Annotated in this window: 13 protein-coding genes; 1 reads left to right on the top strand and 12 read right to left on the bottom strand. The window is 42.4% G+C overall.

Translation table 11 applies throughout. From position 1 onward, the window contains the following. The first annotated feature begins 125 nt into the window (after nt 1–125). A complete protein-coding gene (locus IEV39_RS08275; RefSeq protein ID WP_005284582.1) occupies nt 126–305 on the top strand; it encodes an NF038105 family protein in 180 nt (59 codons plus the stop codon). Between the two features lie 64 nt (nt 306–369). Here IEV39_RS08275 and pal read toward each other — a convergent pair whose 3' ends face one another. The 12 genes from pal to IEV39_RS08215 form a co-directional block, all read right to left on the bottom strand. Beyond that, nucleotides 370–936 (bottom strand): peptidoglycan-associated lipoprotein Pal, encoded by a 567-nt coding sequence (gene pal / locus IEV39_RS08270; RefSeq protein ID WP_005229441.1) that lies wholly within the window; start codon nt 934–936, stop codon nt 370–372. Nucleotides 937–958: 22 nt separating this feature from the next. Then, a complete protein-coding gene (gene tolB, locus IEV39_RS08265; protein WP_005229443.1) occupies nt 959–2,242 on the bottom strand; it encodes a Tol-Pal system beta propeller repeat protein TolB in 1,284 nt (427 codons plus the stop codon). Between the two features lie 98 nt (nt 2,243–2,340). Further along, complete coding sequence (gene tolA, locus IEV39_RS08260; protein WP_005284586.1) at nt 2,341–3,792, bottom strand: cell envelope integrity protein TolA; 1,452 nt, start codon at nt 3,790–3,792, stop codon at nt 2,341–2,343. 3 nt (nt 3,793–3,795) lie between these two features. Continuing rightward, nucleotides 3,796–4,248: a protein TolR gene (gene tolR, locus IEV39_RS08255; protein ID WP_005211482.1), complete on the bottom strand. Its 453-nt coding sequence runs from the start codon at nt 4,246–4,248 to the stop codon at nt 3,796–3,798. Beyond that, nucleotides 4,248–4,946 (bottom strand): protein TolQ, encoded by a 699-nt coding sequence (tolQ, locus tag IEV39_RS08250; protein ID WP_004771450.1) that lies wholly within the window; start codon nt 4,944–4,946, stop codon nt 4,248–4,250. Before tolQ ends, tolR begins: the two co-directional genes overlap by 1 nt. Nucleotides 4,947–4,970: 24 nt before the next feature. Further along, entirely contained in the window at nt 4,971–5,378 is a 408-nt protein-coding gene (gene ybgC, locus IEV39_RS08245; protein WP_004771451.1) for a tol-pal system-associated acyl-CoA thioesterase, read from the bottom strand. A gap of 132 nt (nt 5,379–5,510) precedes the next feature. Further along, nucleotides 5,511–6,419 carry a hypothetical protein gene (locus IEV39_RS08240; RefSeq protein ID WP_005284593.1) on the bottom strand — a complete coding sequence of 303 codons (909 nt, stop codon included), beginning with the start codon at nt 6,417–6,419 and terminating at the stop codon, nt 5,511–5,513. A gap of 91 nt (nt 6,420–6,510) precedes the next feature. Continuing rightward, complete coding sequence (ruvB, locus tag IEV39_RS08235; protein WP_005229454.1) at nt 6,511–7,506, bottom strand: Holliday junction branch migration DNA helicase RuvB; 996 nt, start codon at nt 7,504–7,506, stop codon at nt 6,511–6,513. 7 nt (nt 7,507–7,513) lie between these two features. Beyond that, nucleotides 7,514–8,119, bottom strand: a complete 606-nt coding sequence (ruvA, locus tag IEV39_RS08230; RefSeq protein ID WP_005284596.1) for a Holliday junction branch migration protein RuvA — start codon at nt 8,117–8,119, stop codon at nt 7,514–7,516. Nucleotides 8,120–8,127: 8 nt separating this feature from the next. Further along, nucleotides 8,128–8,802 carry a hypothetical protein gene (locus IEV39_RS08225; RefSeq protein WP_005284598.1) on the bottom strand — a complete coding sequence of 225 codons (675 nt, stop codon included), beginning with the start codon at nt 8,800–8,802 and terminating at the stop codon, nt 8,128–8,130. Then, nucleotides 8,802–10,142, bottom strand: coding sequence for a deoxyguanosinetriphosphate triphosphohydrolase (locus IEV39_RS08220; protein WP_005229461.1), 1,341 nt, complete (start codon nt 10,140–10,142; stop codon nt 8,802–8,804). Before IEV39_RS08220 ends, IEV39_RS08225 begins: the two co-directional genes overlap by 1 nt. Before the next feature lie 257 nt (nt 10,143–10,399). Then, the gene (locus tag IEV39_RS08215) at nt 10,400–12,568 is read right to left on the bottom strand and encodes a tetratricopeptide repeat protein (RefSeq protein ID WP_005284600.1); all 2,169 of its coding nucleotides are present in this window, start codon (nt 12,566–12,568) and stop codon (nt 10,400–10,402) included. Nucleotides 12,569–12,910 lie beyond the last annotated feature (342 nt).

Genomic DNA, 12,910 nt, shown 5'->3' with positions numbered 1-12,910 from the left:
TATTCTAGATGAGATCGTCCCAAAATAAAAATTATCTTACTTTATTTATGTTGCTTTTATGATTACAACTAAGCCATTACATGCTATGTTGCATAGATACTAAACAGGATGTTTGGAGGCTAAAGATGACAACCAAGAATTTTGAGGCAACGCCCACGCCAAGTGAACCCATTAACTTAGATACGATTTCCAAAGAAAATGTGAAGGATGCATGGAAAGAGTATGAGGCCAAGCCAGAATATAAAGAGTTTAATAAGCATGATTTGATTGAGTCGATGCAAAATAAGCCTGACGCTCAATCATAGTCTTAAGCAATGAAATAAAAATGCTCACATGAAGTGAGCATTTTTATTTACAGCGAAACCACAATTATTTTAATAGTGGTGGAACTGCTTCGTAGTTAATTTCTACGCGGCGGTTTTCTTTCCATGCAGCTTCGTCATGACCTGCATTCACTGGAGATTCTTTACCGTAACTAACTGCTTCAAGCTGTTGCGGATTCACACCATTGGTGATCAAGAAGCTTTCAACGGCTTTGGCACGACGCTCACCAAGTGCCATGTTGTATTCACGTGTACCGCGTTCATCGGTATGGCCTGTAAGGGCAACACGAGAGTTCGCATTTGCAACCAGGAACTGGGCATGGGCTTGTAATGTTTGATAATCTTCGTTTGATAAATCACTGCTGTCATAGTTGAAGTGAACAACACGTTTTGCCAAGAATGCTTTATTGGCAGCAGTTACGCCTTTTGAAGATGCGCCAGCAAGATTTTGTGCATTTAAAGCAGCATCTTCACTTAAACCGTCAGTGCTGACTGATGATGCGCCATTCGGATTTGTGCCTGTGGTAATTTCAGCAGCAGGTTTACGGCTTGCACAACCCGTGAAAACCAGTGTCGCAGCAATCAGTGGCAGCGTTAGATATTTAATGTTCATATGATTCTCCAATCAATTAAATTTATTTTGGTGCCCAAGCAGGTTCACGAACTTCACCTTGTTCGCTTGGTAAATTCATGCGGAAACGACCATCAGTAGACATGACTGATAAAAGACCACGATTTCCTTCACGCGTCGCGTAAACCACCATTTGACCATTTGGCGAGAAGCTTGGTGATTCATCTAAACTGGTTGGCGTGAGAATATTGGTGATGCCTGTATTAATATCCTGAATCGCAACTTTGTAGTTACTGCCACTTGGACGATGCACCAGGGCAATCTTTTTACCGTCTGCGCTTAAGGTACCGCGCGCATTGAATGCACCTTTAAAGGTAAGACGCTTGACTGAACTGTCATCAAAGCTATAGCGGTAAATCTGTGGTGAACCGCCGCGATCCGAGGTAAAGATGAAGGATTTGCCATCTGGCGAATAACGCGCTTCAGTATCAATCGCAGAATCATTGGTCATGCGTTGTACTTGGCGGGTACTTAAATCCATTTGATAGACTTCAGGGTTGCCGTGCATCGATGCAGTAAATAGCATTGATTTACCATCTGGCGAGAAACTCGGTGCACCGTTTAAACCACGGAAGCTGGCTAGCACTTCGCGCTGGCCAGTCGCTAAGTCCTGTAGATAAATTGCAGGTCGTTTGGTTTCAAAAGACACATAGGCAATTTTCTTGGCATCAGGTGTCCAGGCCGGAGAAAGGATCGGATCACGTGATGACAGAACTGTTTTAGGTTGTTCGCCATCCGTATCTGCAATTTGCAAGGTATAACGTTGTGCAGGAGTCGCCTGATTACGTAATACATAGGCAATACGACCGCTAAAGTCACCTGCGATACCGGTTAAGGCCTGATAAATCGTATCACTGATCAGATGGCCTGCCTGACGCACACGTGAACGGGGTACAGTCAGGACTTCATTCAATAGATATTGTTGTTTTTGTACGTCATACAACTGGTAGTGAATTTCAAATGTATTGGCATCCACAGCCTTCATTTGGCCCACGACAACATAAGGCACACCCGCAGTTTGCCAATCGCCTGCCTGTACCTGATTAAGGCTGGCAGTTGCAGGTAGGTTCTGAGATGCACTGGTAAAACGGCCTGAACGATTCAAGTCGCTTTCCACAATTGGATAGATCGCATTGTCATTGGCAAATGGAATGATCGCGATTTTGGGTGCTTGTTCAGGTGCTTTAGCAATTTCTAGATGTAATTGAGCAAAAGTTGCAGTAGGAACAACTGTGCTAATTGCAGCGAAAACTGCTAAAGAGAGGAGGTGTTTACGAGTCTTGTCCATAGTTACAATTACTTGCGTCGTATTTTTGTGGCTGTTGATTATTTAACACAGTTATAGGCTTTGTGCTATTAAAAGCCTATAACGTTAACTATTCATTACTATTTTGCAGTAAAACTTGAAGTAAAGCTTCTTGCCTCACGGCGTGCAACAGGATCATCTGGCATTGGATAAGGTGCAGCAGCACGAACTGCAGCTTCTACACTTGCTTTCACGTCTGGATCGCTTGCAGAAACAACAACTGATAATACAGCACCGCTATCGCTCAAGGTAACACGTGCACTGGCACGCTGACCTGATGAACCAGCAGGCATATTCCATGCACGATAGATTTTTTGTTCAAAATCCCGTTTAGCTGTTGAGGCGATGCGTTTTGCATCGGCTTTTTTCTGAGCTGCATCCTGTTCCGCTTTTTTAGCAGCAGCGGCTTTTGCGTCGGCTTCTGCCTCAGCTTTACGTTTCGCGTCTGCCTCAGCTTTGGCTTTTGCATCGGCATCGGCCTTGCGTTTGGCATCCGCGTCAGCTTTCGCTTTGGCATCTGCATCAGCCTTACGTTTGGCATCGGCATCCGCTTTACGTTTCGCGTCTGCATCAGCTTTGCGTTTGGCATCTGCGTCAGCTTTTGCATCGGCATCAGCTTTGCGTTTGGCATCTGCGTCAGCTTTGCGTTTGGCATCTGCGTCAGCTTTTGCTTTCGCATCGGCATCTGCTTTACGTTTCGCATCTGCATCGGCTTTGCGTTTGGCATCCGCGTCAGCTTTGCGTTTCGCATCTGCATCCGCTTTACGTTTCGCATCTGTATCAGCTTTGCGTTTAGCATCTGCATCCGCTTTGGCTTTTGCATCTGCGTCGGCCTTGCGTTTGGCATCTGCCTCAGCTTTACGTTTCGCGTCCTGCTGAGCTTGAAGCTTGGCATTTTCAGCCGCTTTCTGCTGTTTTAACTTGGCATCTTGCTCTGCTTTCTGACGAGCTTTAGCATCTGCTTCAGCTTTCGCATTTTGTTCAGCTCTGCGTTTTGCTTCAGCTTCATTTTTAGCTTTTGCATCGGCTTGGCGTTTTGCTTCAGCTTCATTTTTTGCTTTCGTATCGGCCTGACGTTTTGCTTCAACATCTGCACGTTGTTTTTGTGCTTGTGCTTCTGCAAGTTTACGTTGTTGTTCCTCTTGCTGAGCGCGAGCAGCTTCTTCAGCTTTACGTTTTTGTTCAGCTAATTTTGCCTGCTGTGCTTGTGCTGCCTTTTGCTTCTCGGCTGCAAGTTGTTGAGCCGTTGGTGGTGGAGGGGCTACAGGAATATTTTCAGGTAGGGTCGGATCTACATTCGGACTGACCACTTCTGGTGCCTGTTTGTCAGCCGTGACCTGTTGTTCAGGCTGTTGTAGCGATGAAGGTAAATCTTCTGGCTTCACCAAAATAGTGGTGAGTTTTTTAGGCTCTTCTGGTGCTTTACTCAAGCCTAAAAACAGTAAGCCAACAATCGCGATTGCATGCACACCGAGTGTGAAACCCAGTGCAATCGCATTTTGTTTAAAAGGCGGCTCTTGAAATTTTTTCATAGCTTATTTTAACGGCTCAGTCAGTAAGCCAACTTGAGTTAGGCCGGCTTCTTGTAGACTCGCCATCAGTGAAACCACTTCACCATAAGGACGAGATTTATCACCATTCACCAGAACAGTCAGTTGCTTATTTTCTTGCTCGGCTTGAGTTTGTGCCTCACTTAAAAGGGTTTCAAGCTGGGCAAGTGATAGCGGTTCGCTGCCTTTGTGTTCTTGATATTGCAAAAAGATATCACCATCTTTACCAATCGTGACCATTGCTGGCATGTCTTTAGATTCAATTGGATGGTTATTGGCTTGAGGTAAATCCACTTTGATACCACTGGTAATCATGGGTGCGGTCACCATAAAAATAACCAGTAGCACCAACATGACGTCGATATAAGGAACCACGTTCATATCGCTTTTTAGTGGTTTCTTAATCCGCTCAAAACGTCCAGATCGTTGAATCGCCATTATGCATCTTCCTGTGTCGTTCCAATTGCTTGACGCTGTAAAAGAGCAACCATTTCTTCTGCAAATAAGGCACGGTCTGAATAGATTGATTCACCTTTGGCGGTATAGTGGTTAAACGCAAGTACCGCTGGAATGGCTGCAAATAAGCCGATTGCGGTAGCGATAAGGGCCTCGGCAATACCCGGTGCAACGGTGGCTAAAGTGACTTGATCAACTGCAGCCAGACCGATGAAGGCATTCATGATACCCCAGACAGTACCGAATAAACCGATATAAGGTGCAACCGAACCAATGCTTGCCAACGCACCTAAACCTTGCTCCAAACCACCTTGATCACGGCTTAAACCGACACGAAGGATACGTTCAGTTCCTTCGATAGTCTGGTTGGTATCTGCTTTACGTTTTTGTAATTTAAAAAACTCACCCAACCCTTGATAGAAGATATCTTCCAAACCACGACGTTTAGAGTTGAGTTGAGCATTGTTATAAAGGGTATTTAATTCGGCACCTGACCAGAACATCTTTTGAAAATGCTCATCATCTTGTCCTGCTTTTTTGAAGCCCATATGTAATTTTGCAATCAGATACCAGCTATAAATCGAAGCAAGTAATAAGATTAGCATGACCAGCTGTACAACAGGACTTGCTTGTAAAATAAGGTCGGAGATGTGTAGAGAAGATTCTAAATTAGTTGCCATAAGTTACTGTGCCGAAAGTTTATTTTAGTCCTGTGCCAATTCTTTTTGAATCAGGTCACGAATTTCATCAGGAAGTCGACGTGGCATTAACTCTTTGTTTAAACATGCCAACACAACCTCACCTGAAGCCAGCAAGATTTCACCACGATAAATATTTTGTTGCAACACAAATGATGCGGCTTTACACGAAATAACACGTGCTGTAACGGTAATTAAATCATCCATTAATATAGGTCGTACATATTTGACCTGAATCTGGTGCACTACAAAGTTGTAATCTTGTTGATGCCAGTAATGATCTACACCCGCAGCACGTAACCATTCAGTGCGCGCACGTTCCATAAAACGGATATGGTTGGCGTGATAGACGATACCACCTGCATCTGTATCTTCGATGTAAACGCGAATTTTAAATTCAAAATGATTAGCCATGTTTTTACCTATTTCCATGCTCAGTCGGCAGCAATCAGGGAATGATAGGGGGTCAATTCGAAGATGGAAATAGTAATAAATAACATATTGTTGAACTTGATAAAAAAGAAGCCCTCCGAGGAGGGTCTTTTTCTAATAATTTAAATCTTGCCAGTCTACAACTTTAGGAAAGCCAGTTACGCTTGAACCGTTAGAATAGGCACGCATTAAAGCTTTATAATCAGTGGTTCTGGTAATGGTAATAGAATTTCTACGGTTGCTACTATCCTCAATTACAATTTCAGCAAAACTTGGATAAAAAGCCAGTGCATCCTCAACACTTCCAAATTTGATTTGATTGTTAAAATTCACCGAGAATTCTTTGTTATTCGATATTCCGGTTAAGCTTCCTTTGGTGATAGATCCGGCAGGCCAAGGTTCAAAACTATAGTTAGTGAGTTTATAAATTTCTGTATAGTTTTTATCGGTCCAAGTAAAATCGATTTTACTGATGTCATATTTAAATGGACGTGAATCAGGGAAATAAGACAGGCTACTTTTGCTACCGCTATAGGTGGTTGTTTCGTTGTCCATTTCTACTTTAAACTGAGTGAGTGTCGTATCAATTTTAAAGTTATTCTCTACCCAATAACCCTGAGTATTAATCTTTCCAGATAAAAACATGGGTTCCTCAAAGATAGGCTGTGTAATTCCATCTTTTGTAAATTGGAGTTCACATTTATTGAGGGTAACACTTTGGCGATCTTTGCTGAAACTACCGCCTTTGTTACGGCAAGATGCCTTATAGCCGGATTGTTCTCCGCCTTGTATTAAATAAAAAACAGATTCAGCAAGCGTGATGGTATCAATCAGCTGATTTCCATTAATGCTTGATAAATTGATAATGGGTGCATAAATTATTTCAAGATTTTCTGGTTTGCTATAATCTAGTTTTTCTTTTCCTTGAAATGAATTGCTATTATCTGCATTATCATTTCCGCCCCCACAGGCTGCTAGAAATAAACTACTCACAAATACGGCAGTTAAAGTTTTAATTTTCATTTTTACCCTAAAAATAATGAGATGATTAAAATCATGGATATGCTATTCCAATCATCTCATTATATGAAGGGTTTAATTGAAAATATTTATATTACTCAGGTGGCGTCATACCAAATTGTAAATACGCCATATTGGTTGCAATACGACCGCGTGCCGTCCGCATCACATATCCTTGCTGAATTAAATACGGTTCAATCACATCTTCCAGCGTTCCACTGTCTTCTGCCATCGCTGCGGCTAAAGCTTCCACACCAGTTGGTCGACCTTCAAAACGTTCCAGCAACATACTGAGATAACGTCGATCGAGCGTATCTAAACCTGCTTTATCGACATTGAGCATGTCTAAAGCACGTTGTGCCATGTCTTGAGTCACTTCACCTGTGCCTTTGACTTGGGCATAGTCACGAACACGACGTAATAAACGGTTGGCAATACGTGGAGTGCCGCGTGCACGGCGGGCGATTTCGGTTGAACCCTCGTGGGTAATCGGCACGTCCATCAGATTGGCAGAACGTGTCACGATATGGGTCAAATCCTCAACTGAATAGAACTCTAAGCGTTGCACAATCCCAAAACGGTCACGTAACGGCGAAGTGAGTAGACCTGCACGTGTTGTAGCTGCAACTAAAGTAAACGCAGGTAGATCGAGCTTGATTGAGCGGGCAGCAGGGCCTTCACCGATCATGATATCCAGCTGATAATCTTCCATCGCCGGATACAGAATTTCTTCAATCACGGGTGAAAGACGATGGATTTCGTCAATAAACAGAACATCACCTTCTTCCAGATTGGTCAGCATGGCAGCCAAATCGCCAGCACGCTCTAACACTGGACCAGAAGTCGATTTTAAATTACCGCCCATTTCACGCGCGATAATATTCGCCAAGGTGGTTTTACCCAAGCCTGGTGGGCCAAAGATCAGAGTATGATCAAGTGCCTCACCACGACCACGGGCCGCGCCAATGAAGATTTCCATTTGCTCACGCACCACAGGTTGACCGATATAATCAGCCAAAGACGTAGGGCGAATGGCACGATCAAAATGATCTTCAGGTTTTTCTGTTCCGCTAATAAGACGATCTTGCATATATCTATTACTTCATCATGGATTTAAGCGCAGCACGGATAATGTCGGCTGACTCAGTATAATCTGCTTTAACGGCAGCAACGGCTTTTTGTGCTTCAGCCGGCTTATAACCGAGTGATTGTAATGCGGCTTCGGCTTCAGCAACAGGCGAGTTGGACATGAACTGGATTTGCGTTGCCGCAGCATTGCTTGAGCCACCTGCAGGATGGGCCAATGCTTTAAAACGATCACGTAATTCAATCATTAAGCGTTCAGCAGTTTTTTTACCTACACCCGGAACTTTAATCAGGGTATTTACATCGTCATGTTCAATGGTATGAATCAGTAATTCAACACTCAAGGTTGAAAGAATACCGAGTGCCATTTTAGGCCCTACACCGTTGACTTTGAGCAGTGTGCGGAAAATGGTTTTTTCCTGAGCATCGCTAAAACCATACAGTTGCTGCGCATCTTCACGAACCACTAAATGGGTCCATAACGTGACTTTTTGTCCTTTTTGTAATTGGCAAAATGTCGAAAGTGGGGTGTCAATTTCATAACCTACACCATTTACATTGAGTAATACGGTTGGGGCTTCCAGGGCAAACACTTCGCCAATCAAACATCCGATCATTGAATCTTTCACTTATTTGTTAATGGTTGAATAGTAGTAGCCATTTGTTCTAAACGCAAAATAGCTTTCAGGATTTCTTTGCGATTTCGTGCGGATTTTATCCAGGCAGGCAATCGGCTTAAGTAAGTTTTATTCTTATTGGTATAGCTTCTCTGTCTGAGCTCAGCAGAGATGTAAGCTTTCAAATCATTTAACTGTTCTGTGTTATACACGAAAATAAGACCATGCCTTGTTTCTGTGGTGAGATACAGCCGATAGTCAAAGAAAGGATCTTTATTGATTTCAAACCCGGATTTTCTCGAGATTTTATAGGTCAATGACGGATAAGGGGAATCATACACTTGCTCTTTTTGGCAGAAAGTACAATTCAGTTTGATAAAAGGGGGAAGAATACTGGGCCGAGCATAAGAGTGGGAAAAGTAATATTTCCCACGTTTACAAGTACAGGTTTGATTAATTTCTACGTTGATCTCGTCAAAATAGCCTAAGTTGTTTTGTTGCTGCTGGTCTTGATCAAAAGTTTTACAGCAGAATATACAACTAAAAATTATTTTTTTTTCAGTCTGATTATTTTGTTCGGGTTGAATTACTCGTGCATGACTCTGGCAGAAAGGACATACAACTAAAATAGGATACTTCGCAAAAGTACCCCAAGTCTTCCCGTCATCAAGAAACCGCTTCATTAAAAAAAGCCTATTTTATTGCCTTGCAACTCTTGCGCCAGACTATAAGCCTGATGGTCTGAGAACTTGCTAATAATATCAAGAACTTGCATAATATTATTATAATGGTTGTTTTGCAGATTTACGCCTGAATGTTGCAAAATTGACATCAATCGCTGCTCTTTAAAGCTGAGTGCCTTATGTGGCATGGTCAGGGGAATAAAGGCATCCAGAATGGTTTGCAAACTTTGATGTGCAATAATTTCTAAACCGGATTTTTGAGGATGTTCAAAGATACGGTCTCTGGCAAGATTCTTGGCGGTTTGAATACCGGCTTCAATATCCGGCGAACAATATTGTAACAGGCTACCTTTGAGCTGGCCTGTCAGAATTTCAAAGTGATGCTTGGCAAAAGCAGTGGTGACTTCATCGACCAAACGCTTCATGACGCGACCGCGTAAAGCTGCGATCTTCTGCTGCCAGGTGGTATGCGGTAAATGGAGTTCCTCGGGATAACCATAATCGGCAATCAGGTTCAGAAAAATCGGCTCAACTTCGGCATAGTTCAACATATTCAGAATAATGCCATCTTCCAGATCAATCAGCGCATAACACATGTCATCAGCAGCTTCTAATAAATAGGTCAGAGGATGACGGCAATAATGATATTCACCGAGTTGAATCAGGCCAAGCTGTTCAGCCAGTTGTTTTAAAATTTCTTTTTCAGATTGATAGCAACCAAATTTTGCCCGTTGATGGGAAGGCGTATCACCTTGTTCTTCAATGGTTTTGGATAGCCAAGGATATTTTAAATAAGCGCCTAGCGTGGCACAGGTCAGGCGCATTCCACCATCATCTGGATGATAATCAATCCGGCTAAGTAGGCGAAGTCCTTGGGCATTGCCCTCGAATTGACGCACATCGGCTTGTTCTTCAGGTGTCAGTTTGGTGAGGAAGTCCCGATGAGAGGCATCATCAAACCATTCACGAATGGCATATTCACCGGCATGACCAAAGGGTGGATTGCCAATATCATGGGCCAGACACGCCGCCTGAATGATCGCCCCGACATCGGCAGGTGAGATCCACATGGGTAATTCATCTTTAATTTTTTCAGCCGCAAGCATGCCGAGTGAGCGGCCGATACAAGACACTTCCAGTGAGTGAGTAAGGCGGGTATGAATACCATCGTGTTGTGTAAGCGGGTGAACCTGGGTTTTTCTATTCAGTTGGCGAAAGCTTTGGGAAAATATAATTCTGTCGTAATCTTTATGGAATGGGCTTCGAGCCAATTCGGTACTGCTTTTTTTACTGCCTAAACGAATTGCAGAAAGCAATTCTAACCAACGCATTTGTTCCATTTATCATTATTCACTATGAATTCAGTTTCATCATGCCAAAAAAAAGATTAAAGCACTAGAGTAGGGCGACATAAATTGTCTTGCTGCTTGTTTTAGGGGCTTAAGGCTATCGAAGCGACTTCTATCCTGCACAATAAACAGCCCACAAGCAGCAGGCTTATCGCGAAACGTCCTAGCAAGTCAGACAAAAGATCTGACTTATTCATACATTAAATAAAAACCTATAGATAAGTCTGACCAATGTCATTTAATTGAGCTTAAAAAAATCTGGAGAAGAAGCCCGGTTTTTTCCATGACTTCTTGTAGTGCGCAGCAATAGGGATATGGTCGCTATATGACAGGATATGATCCAGATGTTGGTGCGCCTGTTTGATCTGACCGCTGTTATAGTATGCTTCAGCTTCAAGCAGATAGATATATTCCATAAGGTCATTATAGGCCCAGGCTTGCTGTTTATAAATCATTCGAGACTGTTCAGCCAACTGATGTACCATTGCAAAATCACCCAATCTGAGAAAGCTTTTCATCAGGTATTGATTGAGCGAAGGAAAATCTTCTGGATCAAATTCCTGCTCTATTCTGGCTGCATGATGCTGATAAAACTGGATTGCTTGCTCATGTTGTTCAAGTAAGCAGTAACTTTTAATGATCAGGTAAATCGTCTTGTCCCAGTCCTGTTGTGCCATCATAAAACTGCGTTTCAACTTTAAATAGCGATAAGCGGATGCATTTATATTTTCATAATCCTCTAACTCATTATAGACCTGCATTAACACATAATGGGGTTGAGACGCGAGAGGGAAGCGCGTAGTAACACTTTCATAATAGTCTTTGCGAATCAATGCATCCTGATCTTCATACAGTTCATAAATCAGATTCTCTACGGCACATTCTGCCACCTGTAGGTTGCGATAATCTTCATCATGCAGATGAGGTTTCTTAGCAGCATATTGATATAGCTGAAACAGGACTTTTTCAGCTTCTTCCTGAATATTGTCGATTTTGCCTAATTTTGCTTTGCAGGCCACATACTCTGCCACCCGAATTTGATGTTCAGTAAATGGCACACAGCTTTCATCATATTTTTCAAAATATTCTGCTAAGGCATGCTCCATGTCTTGGTAATTTTGCGCCTCTTTATAAGCCCAGATTCGGGTAAAATGTAATTCCATAAACTCGGAGTAATTTAATCCTTCTGTAGCAATAGCAGCTGCCTGATCATAGTGTCCGGTTCTGATCAGCTTGATGGCATAGTTATTACAACACATCGCAAAATAATGGTAATTACCATGATAGTCGCTTGGGTATTTATTCTGCTCATAGTATTGTTTAAAGGCGTGATAAGACTGACGATAAATTTCACAATTTAAATGAGTCAGCTCGGATGTGATCTGATCATCGAAATCGTAATTTTCCTCATAAAACTCGTTTAGACTCACCCCTGCAGCATAGAGATCTCTGGGCAGGGCCGTGCTGAATACCGGCACATCCAGATTGATGGATTGTTGCAGCAGATATTTTGATTCCAGCCATCTACGCCAGGTCACAACATCCGGTTTTAAGGCTTGGGCTTTTTCCAGATAAGTGAATGCTTGCTGATATTGTTCGCTTTCATACAGATAAGTTCCAGCAAAATGCAAAGCAGCAGCCTCATCTGGATATTTTTCTATGGTGCTTAAACTGCGTTGGTAATAGGCAGATTCTGTCTTATTGAGTTGTTCATAATAGTTCCGCTCAATAATGATTTGGTAATAGCGCACTTCCGGATGCTCATAACCGTTGTTAATCAGCTCTTCAAAGCGGTGATACCAGCGGACTAGTCCGGTTGGGACTTCGGGTTGGTAATTTAATCCTTTAATCAGTTTTAATAATATTTTTTGCGCCAGCGTGATTTCTTGATGCTCATACGCAATTTCTGCCAAATGCAAATACTCGGTTTCATCTTCAACAGAGAGCAGATCAATACCATTTTCGATTTGCGTGATTAAGTCAGGATGTTGTTGTGACGCTAAAAAATACACTTTGTCGAGCCAAAGCTGTGAAATCATGATATCGCGACATTCACGGTTATGAGCATACTGTTGCTGATAAAGCTCAGTATATTCAGCATCATATTTTAAGAAATCGTTTACATCTTTCTGTTGTTTGGCGAGCAATAAATAATAACGCAGTGCTGCTTCTTTCTCATTTTCCTGCTGATAAAGGCGTTGTATCAGCGCTTTATATTGATCTGCATGTTCACTATTCAGCAAGGAGAGAGGTTGAGTTTTACTTTCCAAAGAGGCTTCATGCTCAAACAGATAGTCCAGCATGGTCTTGAGGGTATCCAGGTCGTTGGGATGTTCTGTTAGATATTCTTCAGCAGCTTCAATACATTGGGAAATTTTCTTTTGTTTAAATAGTTGCTCGATTATTTGCTTATTCATTGAAGCTCTCTAGGCCGTTCTAAGTTGTTAGGAAGACAGGTCTGTATTATATATTTTTTCAGGCAAGTTACTATCAAGCTATTGATCTGATCCGGGTCATGACCAATAGAGCTGAGAAAATTAAAGCTTAGCTATTGAGATAAACAGGAGATAGGCACTGGTGTAGGGTTTAAGCGATGCACCCATTCCACCGTATTTATCGAGTGGCTGAGCTTGTTGTGATCTCTGCTGAGATAGACCGGCGCATCAGCGTATAGAAAAGTCGTTTTATGGTCGGCTTGACTGGGTGTGTGGTATTTGCTGCCAGATCAGGAAACCAAATTTGGAATGCACCGATATTTT

Source organism: Acinetobacter courvalinii, from assembly GCF_014635545.1.
In the GTDB taxonomy this organism is placed as follows: Bacteria; Pseudomonadota; Gammaproteobacteria; order Pseudomonadales; family Moraxellaceae; genus Acinetobacter; species Acinetobacter courvalinii.
The sequence above is the reverse complement of the archived record's forward strand: the minus strand, read 5'-3'. Positions and strand labels throughout refer to the sequence as shown.

Bases quoted from the DNA above. Each gene is read 5' to 3' on its own strand.
- IEV39_RS08215 (WP_005284600.1), bottom strand. From the start codon at position 12,568: ATGAATAAGCAAATAATCGAGCAACTATTTAAACAAAAGAAAATTTCC.
- IEV39_RS08225 (WP_005284598.1), bottom strand. From the start codon at position 8,802: ATGAAGCGGTTTCTTGATGACGGGAAGACTTGGGGTACTTTTGCGAAG.
- IEV39_RS08240 (WP_005284593.1), bottom strand. From the start codon at position 6,419: ATGAAAATTAAAACTTTAACTGCCGTATTTGTGAGTAGTTTATTTCTA.
- ruvB (WP_005229454.1), bottom strand. From the start codon at position 7,506: ATGCAAGATCGTCTTATTAGCGGAACAGAAAAACCTGAAGATCATTTT.
- tolB (WP_005229443.1), bottom strand. From the start codon at position 2,242: ATGGACAAGACTCGTAAACACCTCCTCTCTTTAGCAGTTTTCGCTGCA.
- pal (WP_005229441.1), bottom strand. From the start codon at position 936: ATGAACATTAAATATCTAACGCTGCCACTGATTGCTGCGACACTGGTT.
- tolA (WP_005284586.1), bottom strand. From the start codon at position 3,792: ATGAAAAAATTTCAAGAGCCGCCTTTTAAACAAAATGCGATTGCACTG.
- ruvA (WP_005284596.1), bottom strand. From the start codon at position 8,119: ATGATCGGATGTTTGATTGGCGAAGTGTTTGCCCTGGAAGCCCCAACC.
- IEV39_RS08220 (WP_005229461.1), bottom strand. From the start codon at position 10,142: ATGGAACAAATGCGTTGGTTAGAATTGCTTTCTGCAATTCGTTTAGGC.
- IEV39_RS08275 (WP_005284582.1), top strand. From the start codon at position 126: ATGACAACCAAGAATTTTGAGGCAACGCCCACGCCAAGTGAACCCATT.
- tolR (WP_005211482.1), bottom strand. From the start codon at position 4,248: ATGGCGATTCAACGATCTGGACGTTTTGAGCGGATTAAGAAACCACTA.
- ybgC (WP_004771451.1), bottom strand. From the start codon at position 5,378: ATGGCTAATCATTTTGAATTTAAAATTCGCGTTTACATCGAAGATACA.
- tolQ (WP_004771450.1), bottom strand. From the start codon at position 4,946: ATGGCAACTAATTTAGAATCTTCTCTACACATCTCCGACCTTATTTTA.